The sequence below is a fragment of the Ensifer sp. VA4 genome, from assembly GCF_055710065.1.
Window position 1 is genome coordinate 377,115 of record NZ_JBVQPO010000006.1, and the last position, 20,962, is coordinate 398,076.

At 60.3% G+C, this 20,962-nt stretch carries 20 protein-coding genes, 5 tRNA genes and 2 pseudogenes; 14 read left to right on the forward strand and 13 right to left on the reverse strand.

Going from position 1 to position 20,962, the window contains the following annotated elements:
• Positions 1–58 precede the first annotated feature (58 nt).
• Together AC0C6X_RS13185 and pcsA are read right to left on the reverse strand one after the other, a co-directional pair.
• Positions 59–1,036: a quinone oxidoreductase family protein gene (locus AC0C6X_RS13185; protein WP_247959013.1), complete on the reverse strand. Its 978-nt coding sequence runs from the start codon at positions 1,034–1,036 to the stop codon at positions 59–61.
• 9 nt (positions 1,037–1,045) lie between these two features.
• On the reverse strand, positions 1,046–1,771 hold the full coding sequence (gene pcsA, locus AC0C6X_RS13190; protein WP_173516472.1) for a phosphatidylcholine synthase: 726 nt from the start codon (positions 1,769–1,771) through the stop codon (positions 1,046–1,048).
• Positions 1,772–2,047: 276 nt separating this feature from the next.
• Here pcsA and AC0C6X_RS13195 point away from each other — a divergent pair, with 276 nt between their 5' ends.
• Positions 2,048–3,259: a UbiH/UbiF family hydroxylase gene (locus AC0C6X_RS13195; RefSeq protein ID WP_472953507.1), complete on the forward strand. Its 1,212-nt coding sequence runs from the start codon at positions 2,048–2,050 to the stop codon at positions 3,257–3,259.
• Here the strand turns inward: AC0C6X_RS13195 and AC0C6X_RS13200 are convergent.
• Both AC0C6X_RS13200 and AC0C6X_RS13205 read right to left on the reverse strand, forming a co-directional pair.
• Entirely contained in the window at positions 3,227–4,189 is a 963-nt protein-coding gene (locus AC0C6X_RS13200; protein WP_173516470.1) for an AEC family transporter, read from the reverse strand. The genes AC0C6X_RS13195 and AC0C6X_RS13200 overlap by 33 nt on opposite strands.
• 223 nt (positions 4,190–4,412) lie before the next feature.
• Entirely contained in the window at positions 4,413–5,159 is a 747-nt protein-coding gene (locus AC0C6X_RS13205; RefSeq protein WP_472953531.1) for a cytochrome c biogenesis CcdA family protein, read from the reverse strand.
• Positions 5,160–5,350: 191 nt separating this feature from the next.
• On the opposite strand from AC0C6X_RS13205, the gene AC0C6X_RS13210 reads away from it, so the two are divergent.
• A tRNA-Lys gene (locus AC0C6X_RS13210) sits at positions 5,351–5,426 on the forward strand.
• A 206-nt stretch (positions 5,427–5,632) separates the two neighbouring features.
• On the opposite strand, the gene AC0C6X_RS13215 is transcribed toward AC0C6X_RS13210, so the two are convergent.
• Positions 5,633–5,965 carry a hypothetical protein gene (locus AC0C6X_RS13215; RefSeq protein WP_247959018.1) on the reverse strand — a complete coding sequence of 111 codons (333 nt, stop codon included), beginning with the start codon at positions 5,963–5,965 and terminating at the stop codon, positions 5,633–5,635.
• 614 nt (positions 5,966–6,579) lie between these two features.
• On the opposite strand from AC0C6X_RS13215, the gene AC0C6X_RS13220 reads away from it, so the two are divergent.
• Positions 6,580–6,834 carry a YMGG-like glycine zipper-containing protein gene (locus AC0C6X_RS13220; RefSeq protein WP_173516466.1) on the forward strand — a complete coding sequence of 85 codons (255 nt, stop codon included), beginning with the start codon at positions 6,580–6,582 and terminating at the stop codon, positions 6,832–6,834.
• Positions 6,835–7,146: 312 nt separating this feature from the next.
• Positions 7,147–7,410, forward strand: coding sequence for a hypothetical protein (locus AC0C6X_RS13225; RefSeq protein WP_173516465.1), 264 nt, complete (start codon positions 7,147–7,149; stop codon positions 7,408–7,410).
• A 151-nt stretch (positions 7,411–7,561) separates the two neighbouring features.
• On the opposite strand, the gene AC0C6X_RS13230 is transcribed toward AC0C6X_RS13225, so the two are convergent.
• Positions 7,562–8,542: a GlxA family transcriptional regulator gene (locus AC0C6X_RS13230; RefSeq protein WP_247959019.1), complete on the reverse strand. Its 981-nt coding sequence runs from the start codon at positions 8,540–8,542 to the stop codon at positions 7,562–7,564.
• 28 nt (positions 8,543–8,570) lie between these two features.
• On the opposite strand from AC0C6X_RS13230, the gene AC0C6X_RS13235 reads away from it, so the two are divergent.
• The 3 genes and pseudogenes from AC0C6X_RS13235 to AC0C6X_RS13245 all read left to right on the forward strand — a co-directional run.
• Positions 8,571–8,846: a hypothetical protein gene (locus AC0C6X_RS13235; protein ID WP_173516463.1), complete on the forward strand. Its 276-nt coding sequence runs from the start codon at positions 8,571–8,573 to the stop codon at positions 8,844–8,846.
• 117 nt (positions 8,847–8,963) lie between these two features.
• Positions 8,964–9,776, forward strand: a complete 813-nt coding sequence (locus tag AC0C6X_RS13240; RefSeq protein ID WP_472953510.1) for an alpha/beta hydrolase — start codon at positions 8,964–8,966, stop codon at positions 9,774–9,776.
• 132 nt (positions 9,777–9,908) lie between these two features.
• Positions 9,909–10,322 (forward strand): annotated as a pseudogene (locus AC0C6X_RS13245) (helix-turn-helix domain-containing protein); the annotation flags it as partial.
• Between the two features lie 286 nt (positions 10,323–10,608).
• Here AC0C6X_RS13245 and AC0C6X_RS13250 read toward each other — a convergent pair.
• Entirely contained in the window at positions 10,609–11,661 is a 1,053-nt protein-coding gene (locus AC0C6X_RS13250; RefSeq protein ID WP_173516469.1) for an IS110 family RNA-guided transposase, read from the reverse strand.
• Between the two features lie 72 nt (positions 11,662–11,733).
• Here AC0C6X_RS13250 and AC0C6X_RS13255 point away from each other — a divergent pair.
• Positions 11,734–12,511: pseudogene (locus tag AC0C6X_RS13255) on the forward strand (integrase core domain-containing protein); the annotation flags it as partial.
• 43 nt (positions 12,512–12,554) lie between these two features.
• On the opposite strand, the gene AC0C6X_RS13260 reads toward AC0C6X_RS13255, so the two are convergent.
• The 3 genes from AC0C6X_RS13260 to AC0C6X_RS13270 form a co-directional block, all read right to left on the reverse strand.
• Positions 12,555–12,631: transfer RNA gene (locus AC0C6X_RS13260), tRNA-Arg, on the reverse strand.
• Between the two features lie 36 nt (positions 12,632–12,667).
• Positions 12,668–12,973, reverse strand: a complete 306-nt coding sequence (locus AC0C6X_RS13265; RefSeq protein WP_113537239.1) for an ETC complex I subunit — start codon at positions 12,971–12,973, stop codon at positions 12,668–12,670.
• Between the two features lie 260 nt (positions 12,974–13,233).
• A tRNA-Pro gene (locus AC0C6X_RS13270) sits at positions 13,234–13,310 on the reverse strand.
• Positions 13,311–13,559: 249 nt separating this feature from the next.
• Here AC0C6X_RS13270 and AC0C6X_RS13275 point away from each other — a divergent pair.
• Together AC0C6X_RS13275 and AC0C6X_RS13280 are read left to right on the forward strand one after the other, a co-directional pair.
• The gene (locus tag AC0C6X_RS13275; RefSeq protein WP_472953512.1) at positions 13,560–14,747 is read left to right on the forward strand and encodes a GGDEF domain-containing protein; all 1,188 of its coding nucleotides are present in this window, start codon (positions 13,560–13,562) and stop codon (positions 14,745–14,747) included.
• A 444-nt stretch (positions 14,748–15,191) separates the two neighbouring features.
• Positions 15,192–15,851, forward strand: coding sequence for a DUF1062 domain-containing protein (locus AC0C6X_RS13280; protein WP_472953514.1), 660 nt, complete (start codon positions 15,192–15,194; stop codon positions 15,849–15,851).
• 57 nt (positions 15,852–15,908) lie between these two features.
• On the opposite strand, the gene AC0C6X_RS13285 is transcribed toward AC0C6X_RS13280, so the two are convergent.
• The 3 genes from AC0C6X_RS13285 to AC0C6X_RS13295 all read right to left on the reverse strand — a co-directional run bounded on the left by AC0C6X_RS13285 (position 15,909) and on the right by AC0C6X_RS13295 (position 17,864).
• Positions 15,909–16,556: an outer membrane protein gene (locus AC0C6X_RS13285; protein ID WP_173516447.1), complete on the reverse strand. Its 648-nt coding sequence runs from the start codon at positions 16,554–16,556 to the stop codon at positions 15,909–15,911.
• 250 nt (positions 16,557–16,806) lie between these two features.
• Entirely contained in the window at positions 16,807–17,286 is a 480-nt protein-coding gene (locus AC0C6X_RS13290) for a DUF192 domain-containing protein (protein ID WP_173516446.1), read from the reverse strand.
• A complete protein-coding gene (locus AC0C6X_RS13295; RefSeq protein ID WP_043623636.1) occupies positions 17,286–17,864 on the reverse strand; it encodes a cold-shock protein in 579 nt (192 codons plus the stop codon). Before AC0C6X_RS13295 ends, AC0C6X_RS13290 begins: the two co-directional genes overlap by 1 nt.
• A gap of 196 nt (positions 17,865–18,060) precedes the next feature.
• Here AC0C6X_RS13295 and AC0C6X_RS13300 point away from each other — a divergent pair, with 196 nt between their 5' ends.
• The 4 genes from AC0C6X_RS13300 to AC0C6X_RS13315 all read left to right on the forward strand — a co-directional run bounded on the left by AC0C6X_RS13300 (position 18,061) and on the right by AC0C6X_RS13315 (position 20,722).
• The gene (locus AC0C6X_RS13300) at positions 18,061–18,501 is read left to right on the forward strand and encodes a VOC family protein (protein WP_173516445.1); all 441 of its coding nucleotides are present in this window, start codon (positions 18,061–18,063) and stop codon (positions 18,499–18,501) included.
• Positions 18,502–18,898: 397 nt separating this feature from the next.
• On the forward strand, positions 18,899–20,236 hold the full coding sequence (locus tag AC0C6X_RS13305) for a D-Ala-D-Ala carboxypeptidase family metallohydrolase (protein WP_472953517.1): 1,338 nt from the start codon (positions 18,899–18,901) through the stop codon (positions 20,234–20,236).
• Between the two features lie 136 nt (positions 20,237–20,372).
• A tRNA-Glu gene (locus tag AC0C6X_RS13310) sits at positions 20,373–20,447 on the forward strand.
• Between the two features lie 200 nt (positions 20,448–20,647).
• Positions 20,648–20,722: transfer RNA gene (locus tag AC0C6X_RS13315), tRNA-Glu, on the forward strand.
• Positions 20,723–20,962: the final 240 nt, after the last annotated feature.

Sequence of the window (20,962 nt, forward strand, 5' to 3'; positions counted from 1 at the left end):
AAAGTGCTACAGCGACCTTTACGCGTCTGATAAGACGCGCGGCGCTGTAGGGCTTCGATCACGGAATCAGCAGTGTTGTTCCACTTGTTTTTCTTGTCTCGAGATCCGTATGCGCCCGCCCTGCATCGGCAAGCGGATAGGTCTGATTTATATTGATACGCACTTTGTTGCTTTGCACAATATCAAACAGGGAATTTGCACACGCTTCCAGCGCAGGCCGCGTGGCAACGTAACCGAAGAGTGTCGGACGCGTCGCAAAGAGAGAGCCCTTCTGCGCCAGGATGCCGATGCTGAAAGCCTCCACCGGACCGGACGAATTGCCGAAGCTCACCCACAGGCCGCGCGGCTTCAAGCAGTCGAGCGACGCCGGATAGGTGTCGCGCCCGACGGAATCGTAGACGACGTCGACACCCCGGCCATCGGTCAGTTCCTTCACCCGCGCGACGAAGTTGTCCGTGCGGTAGTTGATCACGTGGTCGTAGCCGTGCGCCAGCGCCAGATCGATCTTGTCCTGCGAGCCCGCGGTACCGATCACGGTCGCGCCCAGCGCCTTTGCCCATTGGCCGGCAATCAGTCCGACGCCGCCGGCGGCGGCATGAAAGAGGATCGTCGTGCCGGGGCCAACCTGATAGGTCTGGTTGAGCAGGTATTGCGCCGTCATGCCTTTCAGCATCATCGCCGCCGCGGTCTCGAGGCTGATGCCGTCCGGCACCTTCACCAGTTGCGAGGCATCGACATTGCGTTCGCTGGCGTAGGCGCCGTCGGCCGATGCATAGGCGACGCGATCACCGATGGAGAAGAGATTGACGCCGTCGCCGACCGCGGTGACGATGCCAGCACCTTCCTTGCCCGGCACGAAAGGCAGGCCCGAGGCGGACTTATAGAGGCCGGTGCGGAAATAGACGTCGATGAAATTCAGGCCAACGGCGACCTGGCGGATCTGCACCTCGCCCGGGCCTGGCGGCGAGAGCGTGACGCCTTCGAGTTTCAGGACCTCCGGTCCACCGAGTTCGCGTACCACGATCGCCTGTGCCATTGCCTGCTCCTATTTCCGGCCGAGATTTGGAAAAATCTGCAGCACGAAGCCAATTACGTAGAGATAGATGCCCGCCACGACGAAGCCGGTCACGACCCAGGCCGGCGTCGCAAAGTGCAAGAGCAATGCGTAGACGCCGAGCGCCGACCAGATCAAGAAGACGCCGAGGTTCAGCGGTCGCAAACGCTGCACGCGAACCGGGTGGAGAAAATTGATCGGCAGGAAAGTCAGGACCACCGAGACGAAGACCACGACCGACGCCGTCACCTCGCTTGCCTGAATGACGAACAGCGTGAACACGATCATGTTCCAGACGACGGGGAAGCCCGAGAAGAAATACTCGTCCGTCTTCATGCCCATGTCGGCATAATAGATCGCGCTCGAAACGACGATCGCGCCTGCCGCGACGAAGGACCAGGGTTCGCCAATCATGCCGCTCTGATAGAGCGCAAAGGCCGGCAACAGCACATAGGTCACATAGTCGATGACGTTGTCGAGCGTGTCGCCCGACCAGTTGGGCAGCACTTCCTTGACGCGGACCTTACGGGCGATCGGGCCATCGATGCCATCGACGAGCAGCGCAAGACCCAGCCACCAGAACATGTCGACGAAGCGATGTTCGGCGGCGGCGACGACGCCGAGGAAGGCGAGAAACGATCCCGAGGCAGTCAAGATATGCACGGAAAAGGCGCGGATCTCGGCGTAGGGAACTCGTCTGTAGTTAAAAAACTTCATCTGCGGACGCCGCCCACCCCTACTGTTTTCCCCGTGCGGGCCTCACACCCGCCTCAACCGCTTTGCGGCGCATTGCCGGTAATATGCACCCTTTGCAACGCATCGCCACTAAAATTCAAGGTTCTCAGCTTCCGCTTGCCACATTGTTCTGTGGACACTTGCAAATTGCTTCTGCGCTGATTCTACCCATTTATTTCGCTCTCGCCCGCGACTAGAGGTATGATTGAGGTTCGACCGAGACGCCTCACAGCGTGTGCGAAAGGGTTTGGTTGCATCATGGATCACTATGACATCGCCATCATCGGTGCAGGCCTCGCGGGATCGCTCGCGGCCATCGCGCTTTCCGACGCCGGTTACCGCGTCGCTCTGATCGGCCCCGAGCCGGCGGTCGCCGACGGACGCACCACCGCGCTGATGGACCAATCGATCGAGTATCTCAAGAAGCTCAACCTATGGGAAAAGGTCGAGCCGCTGACCGCGCCGCTCGCGACCATGCGCATTCTCGACGGAACCAACCGGCTGCTGCGCGCGCCGCCTGTCAATTTCCGCGCCTCGGAAGTCGGGCTCGACGCCTTCGGCTACAATATCCCGAACGCGCCTTTCATCGACATTCTCCGCCAGCGGGCCGAAGAGAGCCCGACGCTGACGCGCATCACCGCCTCCGCAATCGGCTTCGACCTTTCGGACACTGTCGCGACCATCGACCTGGCGAACGGCAGCCAATGCAGCGCCCATCTCCTCGTCGGCGCCGATGGTCGTCGCTCCCCGGTGCGCGAAGCGGCGAAGATCTCCGTCAGCACCTGGTCCTACCCGCAGACGGCGGTCGTCTTGAACTTCGCACACGAATTGCCACACCAGAACATCTCGACAGAGTTCCACACCGAAAGCGGCCCCTTCACCCAGGTTCCCCTGCCCGGCAACCGCTCCAGCCTCGTGTGGGTGCGCAAGCCCGACGATGCTGCGCAAACGCTGACGCTCGACCTTGCCGCACTCTCCCGCGCGGTCGAGGACCGCATGCAATCGATTCTCGGCAAGGTGACGGTGGAGGGCGCGCCACAATCCTTCCCGCTTTCCGGCATGACGGCACAACGCTTCGGCAAGAGCCGCGTCGTCCTTCTCGGCGAAGCGGCGCACGCCTTTCCGCCGATCGGGGCTCAGGGGCTCAATCTCAGCCTGCGGGACGTGATGACGCTCGTCGATCTCATCGGTGCATCGAAGGGAGAGACGCTTGCCGACGATATTGGCGACCGCTTCGACAGTCGCCGCCGGCTGGATATTGTCAGCCGCACTGCGAGCGTCGATCTTCTCAATCGCTCGCTGCTTTCCGGCTTCCTGCCGGTGCAGGCGCTGCGCGCGCTTGGACTGCATGTGCTTTCCGCCGTCGGGCCGCTTCGCAGCCTGCTGATGCGCGAAGGCATTCACCCCGGCAGCGCGCTTCACGCCCTCAAGGACAGCCTACGGGAAAAGATCGGGCGGAAGAGCGCCTGAGCGGATGAGATAAAGCAGGCCGGTGACAGTCGCCACCGAAAGCGTCGTGGTGATCAGAATCGTCGCCGAGGCGCGCTCCTGCCACACACCGTACTGGTGACCGATGACGAAGACATTCGTCGCCGTCGGCAGCGCGGCGAGCAAGACTGCCGTCTGCACCCAGATCGGATCGTAGTTCCCGGTCAGGCTCATGGCCGTGAACATGACCAGCGGATGCAACAGCAGCTTCGCCGGAACGATGTAGCCGATCTCGACGGGAATGCGCTTGATCGGCCGCAGCGCCAACGTCACGCCCATGGCAAAAAGCGCACACGGTGCTGCGCACTGGGCGAGGTAATCGATAAGCCGCCGAACCGGCACCGGCGGCTGCACCGCGAAGAAGGCGGCGACGACACCGGCAAGCGTCGCAAGGATGAACGGGTGCAGGATGATCTTGCGCGCGACGCTTGCGGCGAGCGCCAGCGGCCTTTCCTGCCGGCCCCCTGATATCGCCATCATCGCCGGCGCGACGGCAAAATGCGCTGCATTCTCGAAACTGAAGATCAGCGCCACCGGCACTGCGGCCGCATCACCGAGAGCAAGAAGCGCCAGTCCAGGCCCCATATAGCCAATATTGCCGTAGGCGGCGCCAAAGCCCTGGATCGTCGCCTCGGCAATAGAATTGCGCCGCACATGGACGCCGATGAGGAAGATCAGCGAAAAAACGATGTAGGTCGCACCGACGGTCGTCAGGATGAAATCGGCGCGCGCCAACTGTTCGATCGGTGTGCGCGACACCAGCTTGAAGAACAGCGCCGGCAGAGCGAGGTAAATGATGAAGGTGTTGAGCCAACCCATCGCCTCGCCCGGATGATGGACGAAGCGCGCCGTCAGATAACCGAGAAAGATCAGGCCGAAGAACGGCAGCACCAGCCCCGCGATTTCCGTCATCTTTCCCCTCGCATCTTTCACTTCCCCGAGCCAGCCCAGGCCTTCGCGCGCCCGCAGCGCCCTGCATTCAAATGAACGCACAAGGTCGCTCTAGCACTTTGTTTCCAGAGCATCTTTCCGCTGCAAGTGATTCCACTTGAAAACGGGATGCTCTAGCCCGGATATCGGCCTGACGATTAGGCCGGCCCCAGCGAAAAGTGATTCCGAAATACGCGGGAATGCCCTAGCCGATTTTCATCAGGATCGGGAAGGTCTGCTGGAACCAGATGGCCACCGAACTGATGAAACCGAAGAGGAATGCAAGGCCGGCAAGCACGAGAAGCCCGCCCATCAGCTTTTCGACCAGGCCGAGATGGCGGCGGAAGCGGAACAGGAAGCGCATGAAGGCGCCGGAGAAACCGGCGGCGATCCAGAACGGAACGGCAAGCCCGAGCGAATAGACGGCAAGCAGCATGGCGCCGTCGGACACGGTGTCGCGCGCAGCGGCGACGCCGAGGATCGTGCCGAGCACAGGGCCAATGCACGGCGTCCAGCCGAAGGCGAAGGCGAGCCCCATGATATAGGCGCCAGAGAGTGTCGCCGGCTTGCCGCCGCCCTGGAAGCGCGCCTCGCGCGCAAGCAAACCGATCTTGAACACGCCGAGGAAATGCAAGCCCATGATGATGATGATCACGCCGCCGATGCGCGACAAGAGATCCATATGCTGCCGGAGCAGCATGCCGATCGACGAGGCCCCTGCCCCGAGCGCCACGAAGACGGTTGCGAAGCCGAGCGTGAACAGGAGTGCTGCCGGCAGGACCGCGCGCCGGGTGCTGCCGATCGTCGCCGCATCACCGCCGCGGAACTGGTCGACCGAAACGCCGGCCATGTAACAAAGATAGGGCGGCACCAGTGGCAGAACGCAGGGGGAAAGGAACGACAGGGCGCCGGCAAGAATGGCGGTCCAGATGGAAATATCGGCGATCGACAACGGCAAGAACTCCGGCATGCGGCATTTGGGCCATTCCTTAGCCGCAGGATCACGATGATACCAATCACCTTTTGGCGATCATTGCGCCATGCACGGTTTCTTCGCAAAACCCGCAATTTTTAGGTTGACCGACAGGAAACACGCGTGCATATGTCCGCCCACTTCCGCCGGGCTTCACGGCCGCGGCCAGGGAGCGCGTAGCTCAGCCGGTAGAGCAACTGACTTTTAATCAGTAGGTCCAGGGTTCGAATCCCTGCGCGCTCACCACTGGTTTTTCAATGGTTCAACAATAAGTCAAGCGTCTGTCACAGTTTGACGGATTGTCGCGGCCGGCATCCGCCAAAGACAAAGCGGCGCTTCCCGATCGGCAAAGATCGAGAGGTTGGACATTACAGCGAACGCTCGAGCAGCCGCAGAAGTCTGTCGGGGACAGAAGCAGCCCGCTGATTCAGGCGCCAATCGCGATCGGCACGCTAGAAATCGAAATAGACGGTGACGCCAGATCGACGGTAGCGGTACGGGTCATAGTAGCCATAGTACCCGCGGTCATAGCCGCGATAGTACCCGTAATGTCGCGGATAGCACCTGCCGTAGTAGTGACATGAACGCCAAGCGTACCGCCTATCCCAACGATGATGCCACCGGCGATCGGCGCGCCAATGACGATGGCTCCGGTGACTGACCTGATCGACAGTGCCGGCCTGTACTTGCTCGGGTTTGGGCACGAAAATCGGAGCGGCGCTCAACGGCACGGCGAAAGACGCAGCCAAACCAATCGCTGCGAAGGCGGATAAGAGCTTTTTCATCGTGATTCCTCCTATCTTGTAATTATTTTGGGCTATTCAGCCTGAACCGCCGATGAATACGCGAGCCGCACGGCTGGTAGCCTGGCACCGCTGGCGCCGCCCCTATGAGCGGTGCCGGGCGACGCTAACGTGCAATTACGGAACGTTCCCGTCAGGTCGACAGTTCCCTCCCTGGCCAGCCAGAGACGCACGACGTGGGGAAGATCTGAAGCGGGCCTTGCCGGAAACCGAATGAATCGCCTGCTGATGCCGTGCGCCGTAAGGCAGGCGCTGTCCGCTGTCGGGGCCGCCGATCACCCACGCACCGCAACCGGCCTAATGCTCACCGTCGGCTTCCGCGCGCTTACGATCGGCTACGTTATGGGCCGATCGTCGGCCGTCACCGGGCAAGGCTACCGGCGATAACCGCCGCTGCGCTAACAAGGTCTACAACCGGTTGACGGGATCGACGGCTGGAGGGCTTCGGGTTGTCCGATTGCGTGAATGCCAGCGATCCGCTTGCCCCCGGCATCACCCCTATCGACAATTGCGCGCGTTGCGTAGATGCTGAACCTCACGCTAAGGATGCAGAGTGGTGAACTCCCGGGTTGATTTGTAGCAAAGGGGTAAAAGGCATGAAAAAGCTTATCATTGCGATTGGAATAGTTGGTACGCTTGCTTCCTGCACGCAGACTGAGAAAGGGACCGCCATCGGCGCCGGCACGGGCGCCATCATCGGAGGCGTCGTAAGTGACAGTTGGGGCGGCGCGGCGATCGGTGCCGTGGCCGGTGGCATCATGGGCAACCTCATCGGTCGTTCCCGTGAACGCGAAGGCTACTGCATCTATCGCGATCGCTATGGCCGCCGATACGAAGCGCGCTGCCGATAACGGCCGCCTCCCGAAGCGAACAGCGTCTTTCCTGCAGCGCGCGTAACTTCGAACCTGGCAAGAAACCCTTGCGATAGCAAACAACCTGGCCGCCACGCGTCTCTCGCTTGGCGGTCGGCGTCCGGATTATGGATGGTGCTGCCGAGCCATTCGGCAGCTTTTCGTCGTCGATAAGCCGCTATCCAGGCGGGACATACCGCTAGAAGGACGAGAGCAAAGGTGCCAGCAACGGCGAGCATCGTTGCGCGCCGGGCCAGCGATAACTGCCGAACAGCATGAGACGTCCTCTATCAAGCGTGTTACACTGCTGACATGACTGATGAAGAGCAGACCTACGAATACTCGGATTTTTCTGGCCAGTTCAGTGACGATGGCGTCATCGTCGAATTGCGGATCTATCGGCCGGCGGGCACGAATCTCGATTGGGTACTCGAGGTGATCGACGAGGAAGGCTTCTCCACCACGTGGGAGGAGCCCTTCCCCACCGATCGAGAAGCCTTTGAGGAGTTCATTGCGACCGTCCAGCGAGACGGTATCCAGGCATTTACCGACGAGCCGCCACACACCGTTCACTAGCACCTGTCGTGACCTGTAGTCTGATTGCCACGCTGCAGGTCTCCTATGATCGCAGTCGGTTGGCATGCAGCAAATCAAAGTGCGCCGGCGACCTTTGCGCGCCTGAACACGCGCGGTGCCGCAGGCGGCATTCACCCACTCAGCAAATCGGCTACGCCGCAGCCGCCCTCCGCGCCGCGCGCATCTTCAATGGGCTCATCCCATATTCGCGGCTGTAGGCGCGGGAAAAGGCGGACAGGCTGTCGAAGCCGCAACGAAGCGCGATCTCGCGGATCGGGCTGCCGGAATCGCGCACCAGACGGTGTGCGACCTGGAGGCGGAGCCGAAGATAGTAGGCGCCGGGGCTGGTCGATAGCCCGCGCGCAAAAAGCAACTCCAGCTTGCGCTGCGAAATCGACAGCCGCTTCGTCAAGGCTGCGATCGTTAACGGGCGCTCGAGCGTGCGCTCCATCAGCCGTATCGCGTCTGCAAGTTCCGGATCGCGCGTCTCGATCCGCCCGAGCGATACGAATGGCTGGACATCGGTGGCGCTGTGCGTCTGGTCATAGACGAAGATGCTGGCGACATCGAGGGCCAGAGCCGAACCCAGCCTTTGCGTGATCCAGTGCAGCATCATGTCGAAAGTCGGCGAGGCTCCGCCCGACGTCCAGAACTTTCCGTCGGCGACGAAGCGATCGCCAAGCACGGTCAAGGCCGGAAAGGCCTGGCTGAAATCCTCGAGTTCTTCCCAATGGGCGGTTGCCCTGCGGCCATTGAGCAGGCCGGTCCGCCCGAGCAGCCAGCAGCCTGATTCGATGCCGGCTATGATATCGAAATGCCGGGAGGCCTCCTGCAGGATTCCGATGAATTTCTTGCCGACATGCCGATCGAGGTTGAAGCCCCCGATCACCAGCAATGCGTCGCCGGCAAGTGGCTGGGCGAACTTGCCGTCGACCACGATCGGCACGCCGCAGGTCAACGTCACCGGTTTTCCGTCGGCCGAAAGCAGCCGCCAGCGAAACACGTCGCGTCCAGAGATGCGGTTGGCGGCACGCATCGGATCCAGCACCGACGCAAGCGACATGATCGACGACTCCGGCAGGATGACGACGGAAACTTCGATCACAGATTGTAGACGTCCATCGGAAGGCATGCGGGAAATGTCAAATTTTGAGCGATAAATGTCAATTCTGGAAATGGCATTCGGGCATTATCAGACCGTATCGATCTCCCTACGCGCGGCGCTGCAGCCCCGCGCAGAGACGTTCCCCTTTCCGCCTTTTGCCGGAACGGGCCGGTCGGAGTCATCCACCGGCCCGTTTTTTTATGCGCAAGTGCAAGCGCTGCAGGTGAACGCCGAATCCGGCCTTGACCGCATTCAACATCGGAGACCTCAATCCAGCTTGATTGAGATCGAGAACCGGCAAGGCATGGGACCAGATGTCCGCCTTTTATAATTTCGGCCGGACATCAGTGAAAAATATCCACGCGCTCTTCCAGCCAGTTCGCAATCCCGCTGAAACCACAGTACATTTGCCGTCGTCTTTTCTCTCTCTACGGCCGGGCATGACGTCATGAACATCCCAAGACTTCTGCTGATCTTGCTGCTATCGGCGGTCCCGACCTATCTTCTGCTTCTCGGCTTCATCTATCTTTCGCAACGCACGCTTCTCTACCCCGGGGCCGAAGACATTGCCGCGCCTGAGCGAGCGAGTTGGGGCGAGAATGTCTCCGTCAAGACGCCGGATGGCGAGACGCTGCACGGGCTTTACAGCGAAGGCAACCCCGACAGGCCCAGTGTGCTGCTCTTTTTCGGGAATGGCGATCGGGTCGACAACTACGGCTTTCTCGCACAGGCCCTGGCCGCGCGGGGCATTGGACTGCTCGCGATTTCCTATCGCGGCTATCCGGGATCCACCGGTTCACCAAGCGAGAACGGTCTGCTGACCGACGGCATCGCGGCGTTCGACTGGCTGGCGTCTCGCGTCAAAGGGGGCATCGTCGTACTCGGTCGGTCGCTTGGCACCGGCGTCGCCGTGAACGCGGCGACACAACGACCGGCAACCGGCATGATCCTTGTCTCGCCCTATCTGTCGGTTCAGTCGGTCGCCCAGGCGCGCTACCCATTCCTTCCGGTCTCGCTTCTCATCAAGGATTCCTTCCGCTCCGACCTCAAGATAGCGGCGGTGAAACAGCCAAAGCTTTTCATTCACGGACGGTTGGACGACAGCATTCCCCTGTCTTCGGGCGAGGCGCTCTATCACATCGCTGCTGACCCCAAGCAGATGCTGGTTGGCGAGCGCTCGGGTCACAACGACATCTGGAACGACAAGACGGTAAGCGAGGTGATCCATTTCGTGGAGTCGCTGGAATCGGATGCGACCTAGGCTACCCCGCCCAACTGGAGGCAGGTCTCTCGAATTTCCGTTGAAGAACAGACGATTTGCCCGACCTGAGAGATAGGTGACGTTTCGTACCGGAGACATGGTGACACTTTTCGCTTTTTGCGGGAGGTGTTGATGCCGTGGAAAGAGACTTCGGTGATGGAAGAACGTCTGCGATTTGTCGCCCGGCTGCTTGAGGGCGAAGGCATGAGCGATGTGTGCCGGGCCTTCGGCATCTCGCGCAAGACCGGCTACAAGATCTTCAATCGCTATAAGGACGACGGTCTGGAGGCGCTGACGGATCGGTCTCGACGGCCGGTGCGCTATGCCAACCAGTTGCCCGGAGCGGTCGAGGCGATGATCGTCTCCTGCAAGAAGGAGAAGCCGCATTGGGGGGCCAGGAAGATCAGGGAACTGCTGGTGAAGCGCCTGGCCGGCGACGTGCGGGTGCCGTCAAAGAGTACGGTGCATGCCGTTCTCGATCGACATGGTCTGGTCGCCCATGCCCGCAAGCGGCAACGGCACCGGGCCGAAGGTACGGCCTTGTCCCATATGTGGACGGCTCCCATTTGCAAGTGTTTTCTGCAGATAATTTTGATCGGATCGCTTGCTTCCATATGTGCGGCCTTTGGGTGTGGCCGCACATGACCACTGGCCAAGATGGTTTCCGCGACGCGAGTTCCAAGCAGTATTTCGACCTTTAACGGCCATTGGGACAAACGGAGCATCACGCGTCTTGGATCGATCGATCACACCATCTGCTTCCTTCTTGCAAGTTCACGCATCAACTCAATACAGCAGCGGTCATTCTCTGCTCATCGTGATGGCCGATCTGTCATGCCGCCAGCGCTGCGGCCTCCTGCGGGATATCTTGGGGTTGTCTTCGGTACGCTTCCCCGCTGACCATCAGCTTCCAGGCGATCCGGGCGATCTTGTTGGCCAGCGCCACCGCAACGAGTTTTGGCTTCTTGCGTTGGAGGAGCTCAAGGAGCCAGGGAGAAGCATTCTTACTCCGACCAGTGCGAACCGGCTGAAGAACAGCGGTTGCACCCGCCACCAGCACACTTCGTAACATCTCATCACCGGCGCGGGTGATCACACCGAGCCTGACTTTGCCCGCCGTCGAATGATCTCTTGGCGTCAGGCCGATCCAGGCGGCAAAATCACGTCCGGATTTAAACATCGCCGGGTCGGGGGTTTTCATCATCAGAAGCGAGGCGCCGATCGGTCCGACACCAGGGATTTCCGCCAGCCGTTTGCTGCATTCATCAGCGCGATGCAGGGCCATCAGCTGTCCATCGACGGTTTTGATCTCGGCAAGCAGCTCGCGATATTCCTCACCCTGCATGGCGAATAGCTCGCGTGCCAGTTCCGGTAGAGACTGATCGGTGGCGATCCGCTCCAGCAATGGTTCGATCCGGCAGATGCCCTTGGCGGCGATGACACCGAACTCCATCGCAAAGCCGCGGATAGCATTAGCAAGCTGGGTGCGATTGCGGATCAATCTTTCCCTCACTCCGACCAGCATCAAGGCTGCCTGCTGATCGGCGGTCTTCACCGGCACGAAGCGCATGGTCGGCCGGCTCATCGCCTCACACAATGCCTCTGCATCTGACGCATCGTTCTTGCCGCGCTTGACATAGGGTTTTGCCAGTTGCGGCGCGATCAGCTTCACTTCGTGCCCGAACGAGCTTAGCAATCTCGCCCAGTGATGCGAACCGCCGCACGCCTCAAGCGCAACAGTGGTCGGCGGCATCTTCTCGAAGAACTTCACCATTTCCCTGCGTGACAGTTTCTTGCGAAGCACCGGCAGCTCGCTCGCATTCACACCATGCAATTGGAAAACGTTCTTTGACGTATCCATACCAATTCGAGTAATCTGTTCCACGGACGGTCTCCCTCGATTGAGCTTTCAACGAACTCATTCTGGCACATTCGATGCCGTTGGGAGCCGTCCACTTCAACAGCATTGCGGCCCAACGATCTTTGGTGTGCCGATTTCAAGGGCGAGTTCAAGCTCGGTGACGGCCGATACTGTTACCCCCTTGACGGTCACCGACCAGGCATCCCGTTACCTTCTCGCCTGCGAAGCCTTCGAGTCGACGCGCGAGCCGGGCGTCTTCGACGCCTTCCGGCGATTGTTTGCACAGTGCGGCCTGCCCATCGCGATCCGCAGCGACAATGGGCTCCCCTTCGCCTCGCCAAACGGGCTCTACAATCTGTCGAAACTATCGGTATGGTGGCTGCGGCTCGGCATCACGCTGGAGCGCATCAGGCCGGGCCGTCCCCAACAAAACGGCCGGCATGAGCGCATGCACCTGACGCTGAAGCAGGAGGCAACCAAGCCACCCGGCCAAAACATCCTCCAGCAGCAGGCCCGCTTCGATGCATTCGTCAGCGAATTCAATCAGGAGCGCCCCCACGAGGCGCTCGACATGCAGGTGCCCGCCAGCCTCTATGTCGCATCCGCAAGACCCTACCAGGGACTGCCGGAGATCAACTACCCCTTCCACGATCGAGACGCACTCGTCACCAATTGCGGCCGCATCTGCATCTACCGCAAGAAGATCAACATCTCGACCGTGCTGGCCGGACAGAAACTCGGAATCAAGGAAGTCGACGACGGCATTTGGCTCGTCAGCTTCATGCATTATGATCTGGGATATATCGACCTGGAGCAGAGAACCTTGCAAACCATCGACAACCCGTTCGGCACGAGGTTGTCACCCTTGTCTTAGGGACAAACTGTTACCTATGTCTCCGGGTCGGACAATTAGGAGATGGCGACCCCTGCAGGATTCGAACCTGCGACAACCTGCTTAGAAGGCAGGTGCTCTATCCAACTGAGCTAAGGGGCCGTCCCGGGCCAGGCCCGTCGAATGCGGCCGGAGGACTTAGTGGGTCCAGGGCTGCATCCGGTTGAAACGGAAGTTGTCCGGATAGGACACGTTCTTGCGCGTCGCTTCCTTCGGCGCGATCACGCGGTATTCGATGCCGTTGCGCTCCGCATAGGCGATGGCCTGCTCGGCATTTTCGAAGGTCAGCCGCAGTTGCTGCTTCATGTCGCCGGAACTGGTGTAACCCATGATCGGGTCGATGGTGCGCGGCTTTTCCTGATCAAACTCCAGCACCCACAGATTCGTCTTGGCCTTGCCAGACTGCATGGCGGTCTTTGCTGGACGATAGATCTTTGCGGACATGGTTTCGAACGGCTCCATACTCTCGCCGGCAACATTCATGGGCGCCGACATTCCGTCTTCCCATAACGCAGAATGATTTAAAACGGAATGACTTTCGGCCGGATAAATTTGGCTTTTCAGTCGGAGGATTGCGCCCGATACAGCGTGCCGCTGGCAGATCGTACAGGTCGCGCGCAGGACGCGTACAAAAGGGCCACGCACCAGCATCCGACGAAAGGAAGATACGCGGGAAATCGAGAACACCATCCTAGGCGTTACGATGGTCGGAGTGGAGAGATTCGAACTCCCGACCCTCTGGTCCCAAACCAGATGCGCTACCAGACTGCGCTACACTCCGTGCCAACGGCGCCGGAGATACACGGTTCGCCCTTGGGCTGCAACATGAAATTTCGTTGACGCCTGCACTAAAGAAAAGCCGGCTTTCGGCCCAGCCGCGATCCGCGACCGATAGAAATGTCCCGAATTGGGACAAAGATGCCGGTTTGTCATTCGAATTTAGTAATCACTAAATCCATTGCGGTTAGAGCCAAGCAGTGCACAACCACGCCGTGCCAGCCTTTCCAAGCCCGCCCGAGCATCTTCCCCCATGAACACCCAACTCGATCTCGCTACCGTCCTCTTGCTTCACAAATCATCGTTCCTAGTCGGTGCGTTCTGCTTCCTCTACGCCCGTTGGCAATCGCCGCGCGATGAAGGTCTTGGAATTCTCGCAAGTGGCTTCCTCTTCCTGGCTCTCGCTTCGACGCTTGCCGGCTACGGCGAACAGAAACTGCTGCCGGCCTATCTGTGGACGGTTTCGAGCTTCACGCTCGGGATCGGCGGTTATGCGTTGTTCTGGATCGGCGTGCGCCGCCTGAGCGCCGGTCGTCGACGCAAGACGGACTGGCTGGCGCTTTCAATACCGATCGCGGGCGCGGCAATCGGCCTTGCCACGCATTTCCATGTGGTCAATTACATCCGCGCCAGCGTGTTCAACGCCACCGCCTTTGTCTTCCTGGCCGCCTCCGCCCTCGCCGTCATATCTGATCGCAGCAGGGAACCGTTGCCGGTACGCGCCCTGTTTGCGGCGGCCATGGCCGTTGGCGCCAACCTTTGCCTTGCGGTGGTGATCGGGCTCGTGAAGCCCGGCATCATACCGATTACCACCACCTACGCCTTTTTCCTCTCGATCATCTGCCACTTCGCGATCGCCCTTTTTGCTCTGGTCCTCGTCAAGGAGAGAGCTGAAGCCGAACTCCGGTGTTCGGCCGACACCGATGCCCTGACCGGCGCCTGCAACCGACGCTGGTTTCTCGCGCAACTGCCCAGATCGAACTGGCACGGCGACTGCCTCGTCGTCATGGATCTGGATTTCTTCAAGCGCATCAACGATCGCCACGGCCACCAGGCCGGCGATCAGGCTTTGATCGCCTTTGTCGATCTCATCAGGAAGAATCTCAGAAAGGGCGATTGCTTTGCCCGACTCGGCGGAGAGGAGTTCGGCCTCTACCTCCCGCAGACGAGCGAAGCACAGGCGCTGGCGATCGCCGAGCGGCTCCGTCGGGCGGTCGAAGAGCTCGTGGTGATCAGCAACGACCAGTGCATAGCGCTCAGCGTCAGCATGGGGCTGGCCTTCGCCGGCGGTGACGAGGGTACGTGGGAAGATTTGTTCAACAGGGCGGATGCAGCGCTCTACGAAGCCAAGCGCAGCGGCCGCAACCGCGTCACTTCATTTTCTTCAGCGGCCGCAAGCGGCTCGAAGCCAATGGAACGCAGCCTCAGTCGCACCGGGTGAGACAGAGGCGGATGGGCGAGCCCCCCAAAAAAGAAGCGGCCATCCTCTACGGCGGCCGCCCAGGCTGGAGGTTTGATGCCTCATTTTACTCTTACTGAGAGAAATTGCCTGTGGCCAATTTTCACCTATGCCGAGCAAAAGCCACCATTGCGCGAGCGCATGGTCGTATAGAACGGATACGCAGCCGCATCGTGCTGTCTCTCCTGGAGTTTGGCTTTGCCTTTGTAAGATCCGGTCTCGCTAGTTTCACCCCGCACGCCCGATGGCGCCCGCCGCTATCGGATTGATTTTTTACGCGTTCGTTGAGGTGACGGTTCGAGACCGGAATGGCATTGCCGATCTCAAGCCCGGCGAAGCATCGCCAGGCGGAACCATCACCTAAAAACGCTGCCAGACCGTGTCCCCGGAACGGGTGCTCAAACCGTCGTCTCGATGGACTTCCATTTGGAAGAACCAGACGACATGTCTCACACACTGACGGTCCTGTGGACCATTGAACCACAAACTCCTCCGCGCCCCTGGCTTGCTTGCAGCCGCTGCCGCAGAACACGCCCCTTCGAATGCAGCGGCAAGACACGGCTGAATGCCAACGGGCGCAGGCTGGATGCCTGGCTGATCTATCGCTGCGCCGACTGCGACGGTACCTGGAATCGCCCGATCTTCGAGCGGCGGTCTGTTCGTGACATCGCGCCCGAGACGCTCGATGCGCTTCAAAACAACGACTCCGGCTGGATTCGCCAGGTCTCGTTCGATGTCGAGGGGCTTCGCCGAAACACGGACACGATTGAAGAATTCGCGGAATGCCGCGTGACAAGGCGCGTACTCGCCCAATCGCTTGACGGCTGCACCCAGCTTGAGATCGTCCTCGCGGTGCCGTTGCCGATCGGCATGCGTACCGATCGCCTGCTATCGGCGGAACTCGGCCTTTCGCGCAACAGGCTCGTTCGACTCGAGGAAGCAGGACGGTTCAGGCTGCAGTCCGGCCCACGCAAGGCGCTGCAACGGCCCATCAGGGACGGGATGCGTGTGATTCTCGATCTCGCGAACGGAGGTAAACAGGGAGACGTCGCCGATCGCGCGACGGGCCGGCTGCACTCCGCATGAACGAATCGAGGAAGCGCCGGCCACAGACCGACGCTTCCTTCATCTCGGTCATTGAGATCAGAACTTTACACCGACGCCGACGGTGAACTGGTGCTGGTCGAGATCGACATTGACGCCGCCGATGTCCTTGTCGCCATAGTCGTTGTAGCGATACTCGGCGCGTCCGAAGACGTTGTCGGTGAACGAATAATCAACGCCGGCACCGATCGTCCAACCGTTGAAGGTCTCTTTTTCCTTTGAAACGCCGGGCACGTCGACAAAGCCCCGGGTGACGGTCCAGCCACCTGCCCCATAAAGCAGCGCCTTGTCGTTCAGCACATAGCCGACACGCCCGCGTATCGCGCCGGAGACATCGGTGCCGACTTCGGCCGAGGTCCCACCGACATCGACGGACTTGTCGTTCCAGTTATAGTTGACATCGCCCTCGATGCCGTAGACCCAATCACCCTGCTGATAGTTGAAACCGGCAAAGGCACCGAGAAGGCCGCCGTTGAAATCTTCCGCGGCATTGCCGCCGGGCGCGCTGAAATCACCGTTCAGCCAGCCGCCGCCACCTTGAAGACCGACATAGCCGCCGGTCCACACGAAAACGGGCGGCGTTTCGACCACTGGCGGCGGCTCAGCCGGCTGCGCAAGGTCTGCCGCCATTGCAGTTTGGGTAAATGCCGCGGCCGCCGCGATGGCAACAAGCACATTCCGGATCATCACAGATGCCTCCTGTCGTCTTCGGCAGAACATTAGCAACTTATTAAGTTGAAGTCTGCCCAAAAGGCTTCGCAGTCATCATCGATCGGATCGAATCGTCTCGATACGGGTGATTTAGGCACCGATCCTCAAACTACAAGGCGGTGACGGAAGCCATCTGACGATTGGCGGCGCTGTAGCACTTTGATTTGCTGCATGTCTTTGTCCTTAAATCGAGGTCGATTTAAGGAGACATGCAGTAGGCCCCGGGTCAGCGGCGCGGAATTCGAGCGCCTTCGAGGCGATCTCCGGCCCGAATGGCAAGTCGTTTGACGGCGCCGGCATTGAGCTCGAGAACGAAGGCGACAGGTTCGCCGGAATCGATGATCGCCTCGGACAATGGTACGGCATCTTCGCGGATCGTGCGCACGGTGCCCTTGTTGTCGATGAACAGCATGTCGAGCGGGAGATATGTGTTCTTCATCCACATCATCACGCGACGGGTTTCGCCAAAATCGAACAACATGCCGTGATCCGGCGCCATCGACCGCCGGAACATCAGCCCCTGCTCGCGCTGATCGGGATCGACGGCCAGTTCGACGGTCAGTTCATGGACTTTCCCGTCCGCAGTCACAAGGCGCATCTTGTCCTTCGTGAAGGCGACATCGGCGAGCGCCACAGCAGCCAAGGCGAACAACAAAAAAAGCGCCGACAGGGCGCTTTTTCCGGCAAGGCTTCGGACCGTGAGCATCAATGCGACCGGCTGGTCGGCGACGGGCCGTCCGGATGAATCTCGGCAGCCATCAGGCCCTTTTCACCATCGCCGAAGCGCACCAGGACAACCTGTCCGGGACGAAGCTCGGTGAGGCCGAAGCGCCGCAGGGTCTCCATGTGAACGAAAATGTCCTCGGTGCCCTCGCCGCGCGTCAGGAAACCGAAGCCCTTGGTGCGGTTAAACCACTTGACGAGCACCCGTTCGAGGCCGCTGGTCGGCGTCACCTGGACATGGGTGCGCACCGGCGGAAGCTGAGATGGATGCACCGCCGTCGACTGATCCATCGACAGGATGCGGAACGCCTGGTAGCCGCGATCGCGCTTCTGGATGAGAGCTACGACCCGCGCGCCCTCGAGAACCGTCTGATAGCCGTCGCGCCTCAGGCAGGTCACGTGGACGAGGACGTCCTGCATGCCGTTGTCAGGCACGATGAACCCGAAGCCCTTGGCGACATCGAACCATTTGATCACGCCCGTGATTTCGATGAGGTCGAGAGCGTCACTGCCAAAGTCGTCACCATGCATGACGTCTTTTGAAGATGTCCTATCCGCCATTCTCTCCCAGCCCCTCGTTTACGCGCGACTACCGATACGGTTAACTGATTCTTATTGACCAGAATAACATCGTCCCGCCGCGGATACGCAAGACCCTCGGCATATTTTGGCCGAGATCTAATATGCGGACGCAGCCTTGCCTCTGGCTTGCTGGCAGCCCAGTATACGCCATCTTCTGCAAAACAGGGACATTGCAATGCGCTATCTGCACACAATGGTTCGCGTCAAGAATCTGGACGAGGCCTTGAACTTCTACTGCACCCTTTTCGGCCTGACCGAAATCCGCCGGTACGAGAACGAGAAGGGCCGCTTCACGCTGGTTTTCCTCGCCGCCCCCGGCGACATCGATCGCGCGCGCGGCGAGCTCTCACCCTGCCTCGAACTCACCTACAACTGGGATCCGGAAGACTACACCGGCGGGCGCAACTTCGGCCACCTCGCCTATGAGGTCGACGATATCTACGGCTTCTGCCAGCACCTGATGGACAATGGCGTAACCATCAACCGTCCGCCGCGCGATGGTCACATGGCCTTCGTGCGTTCGCCGGACGGCATTTCGATCGAGATCCTGCAGAAGGGCGAACACCGTCCGCCGCAGGAGCCCTGGGCTTCGATGGCCAATACCGGCGCATGGTAAGCCCCGCGCAATTCTGACCGGCGAGGATGACCCTATGCGGCCGGTAGTTCCGGTCGGCATGGCCGAGTCGCCGATCAGCAGCAGCTATGAATGATCTGAGGCCCGGTCGATCCGGGCCTTTGCATGTTTGAAACATGCAGGCTCAAGGTTAGCGCCGGTTTACAAATCACGTGTCGTTGAGTATTTTTTCGCGCGGGACGTTGATGCCGGGTCCTTTCCGCGATGTCTCGTGGCGGCGACCCCCTTTGTACTTGGCCTGATCTTTTCCCGTGGCGTTCTTTTGGACCGCTGCGAGAAGCTTGAGTTTGTTTGTTCTGAGCGATGTTTCGGAACTGAGACTTAATGCATGACAAGGCGAAGGTTTCGCCGGTCATGCACGGAGAGCGGGGATAGGACGTTGCAACATCCGGACACGAAGGGCGCAGTGCTCGCTGCCATTGCGCGGGCGGCAGCTTTATCCGTTTCGCTGCTGGCGCTCAGCGGCTGCGTGTCGGCCGTCGCCGACGGTGACGTCACCGCCGGACTGAACCCCGAAGGGCAGACCACATCTCAGCATGCGGCCGAACCGGCCGGGCAAGGCACGGTCCGGGATGCGCAGGTGGCAGCGCTCGGCAGCGATCCGCAAGCGCATCAGGCCGCCACTGCGCAGGATTCCGGTCAGGCACAATCCCTGACCATGCAGAACACAGGCCTGCGTGCCGCTTCCTCCAGCATCTACGGGCCGACTGCGGCGCCGCAGGGCATGCCGACGACGCAGCCGCAGGCCAACGGAACCGTGCCGCCGCCGGCCGGCCAACCCGCCATGAACGCGACCACGAACAGCCTGTTCAGCGGCACCCAGCGACAGCCTCAGCCCATCATAACGCCCCAACAGGGGGCCGCGAACGAGGCCGACGCTACGGCGGCACACACGGCGGTCGCCGCTTACGCTCCGACTGCAACACAGGACGCTCTTCCCGCAGCCGTTCCCGTGCCGCTCAGCGCCGAGGCTGCCGCCGGCGGCGAAACATCGGCTGCCCTTCAGGCCGTGGCCAATGCGGAGGTTGCGCCGGCCGCGACCGAAGTCGCGATGGCGGAGCCAACGCAGGTGTCCGCCGGGGCCAAGGATGGCGACGGCGACAAGCAAGCGCCGAAAGCCTGGACGCTCGCAACGCTCTTTGCCGGAAAGCACAAGGAGAAGCCGCAGGAAGCACAGCGCGCCGCCCAACCGGCGGGAAAGAAGACGATCACCACCAGCAATCCGAGCCAGCCGCAGACAGCCTCCCTCGCCTACACGCTTCCGGGCGTCAAACTGAATTCGCTCTACAATTTCGAGCACGAAGAGCATCTCGGCGACGATGGCGACGGCGCGCCGGTTCAGGTCGCCTCCCTTTCGGGCTTGGCGCGGCTGGCACCGAGCGGGCTGATTCTACAGACGGAAAAGGTCGACGCCGGCTGCTTCAAGCCCGAACTCATGCAGATGCTGAAGAAGGTGGAAGCGCACTACGGCAAGCAGGTCATGGTGACTTCCGGCCTGAGACCGATCAAGGTCAACCGCGCGAAGCAGTCGCTGCATACGCGCTGCGAGGCAGCAGACATCCAAGTCCAGGGTGTCAGCAAGTGGGATCTGGCTGAATTTTTGCGCAGCATTCCTGGCCGCGGCGGCGTCGGCACCTATTGCCATACGGAGTCGGTCCATATCGATATCGGCGCACAACGAGACTGGAATTGGCGCTGCCGGCGCGGCAAGGGCTGAGGCCAACCGCTTGTTTCCATGGGCTATTCCGCAGGTTCTGCCCATCGACTCCCGCCTGTGGAATTTTTACAGAAATATGAAATTTGCCGCTTGCGGTTCTCAAATCCTCTGGCTATAAGGCGCCCACACAGCGAGTGCGCCCTTCGTCTATCGGTTAGGACACCAGATTTTCATTCTGGGAAGAGGGGTTCGACTCCCCTAGGGCGTGCCACTGTGTTGACCTCCTCTCCACACACAAATTGCTATTTTCTTCGCCTGAAGCAGTGATTTTTTGTCTCCGTGGCGAATCCGATTCCGCCCGGTGGATCGTCGGATTTTTCTCGCTGTTTTTAACAGGAAAAGCACAAAAATCCTGCGTTTGGCGCTTGCGGTCTCCAGAGTCGCTGGATATAAGGCGCCCACACAGCGAGTGCGCCCTTCGTCTATCGGTTAGGACACCAGATTTTCATTCTGGGAAGAGGGGTTCGACTCCCCTAGGGCGTGCCACTGTGTTGATCTTCTTTCCCATGAAATTCGACATTTCCTTCATCTGAAACAGCAACTTGCCGTCCCGGACGCATCTCCGATTCCAGCTCTTCAGGTGCTGAATTTTTTCCTGATGTTTTTAACAGGAAAAGCACAAAAATCCTGCGTTTGGCGCTTGCGGTCTCCAGAGTCGCTGGATATAAGGCGCCCACACAGCGAGTGCGCCCTTCGTCTATCGGTTAGGACACCAGATTTTCATTC

Coding starts and splice junctions, on each gene's coding strand:
- AC0C6X_RS13200 (WP_173516470.1), bottom strand. CDS start 4,189: ATGACGGAAATCGCGGGGCTGGTGCTGCCGTTCTTCGGCCTGATCTTT.
- AC0C6X_RS13195 (WP_472953507.1), top strand. CDS start 2,048: ATGGATCACTATGACATCGCCATCATCGGTGCAGGCCTCGCGGGATCG.
- AC0C6X_RS13290 (WP_173516446.1), bottom strand. CDS start 17,286: ATGCTCACGGTCCGAAGCCTTGCCGGAAAAAGCGCCCTGTCGGCGCTT.
- AC0C6X_RS13265 (WP_113537239.1), bottom strand. CDS start 12,973: ATGTCCGCAAAGATCTATCGTCCAGCAAAGACCGCCATGCAGTCTGGC.
- AC0C6X_RS13185 (WP_247959013.1), bottom strand. CDS start 1,036: ATGGCACAGGCGATCGTGGTACGCGAACTCGGTGGACCGGAGGTCCTG.
- AC0C6X_RS13275 (WP_472953512.1), top strand. CDS start 13,560: ATGAACACCCAACTCGATCTCGCTACCGTCCTCTTGCTTCACAAATCA.
- AC0C6X_RS13220 (WP_173516466.1), top strand. CDS start 6,580: ATGAAAAAGCTTATCATTGCGATTGGAATAGTTGGTACGCTTGCTTCC.
- AC0C6X_RS13215 (WP_247959018.1), bottom strand. CDS start 5,965: ATGAAAAAGCTCTTATCCGCCTTCGCAGCGATTGGTTTGGCTGCGTCT.
- AC0C6X_RS13225 (WP_173516465.1), top strand. CDS start 7,147: ATGACTGATGAAGAGCAGACCTACGAATACTCGGATTTTTCTGGCCAG.
- AC0C6X_RS13240 (WP_472953510.1), top strand. CDS start 8,964: ATGAACATCCCAAGACTTCTGCTGATCTTGCTGCTATCGGCGGTCCCG.
- AC0C6X_RS13230 (WP_247959019.1), bottom strand. CDS start 8,542: ATGCCTTCCGATGGACGTCTACAATCTGTGATCGAAGTTTCCGTCGTC.
- AC0C6X_RS13295 (WP_043623636.1), bottom strand. CDS start 17,864: ATGGCGGATAGGACATCTTCAAAAGACGTCATGCATGGTGACGACTTT.
- pcsA (WP_173516472.1), bottom strand. CDS start 1,771: ATGAAGTTTTTTAACTACAGACGAGTTCCCTACGCCGAGATCCGCGCC.
- AC0C6X_RS13300 (WP_173516445.1), top strand. CDS start 18,061: ATGCGCTATCTGCACACAATGGTTCGCGTCAAGAATCTGGACGAGGCC.
- AC0C6X_RS13285 (WP_173516447.1), bottom strand. CDS start 16,556: ATGATCCGGAATGTGCTTGTTGCCATCGCGGCGGCCGCGGCATTTACC.
- AC0C6X_RS13235 (WP_173516463.1), top strand. CDS start 8,571: ATGTCAATTCTGGAAATGGCATTCGGGCATTATCAGACCGTATCGATC.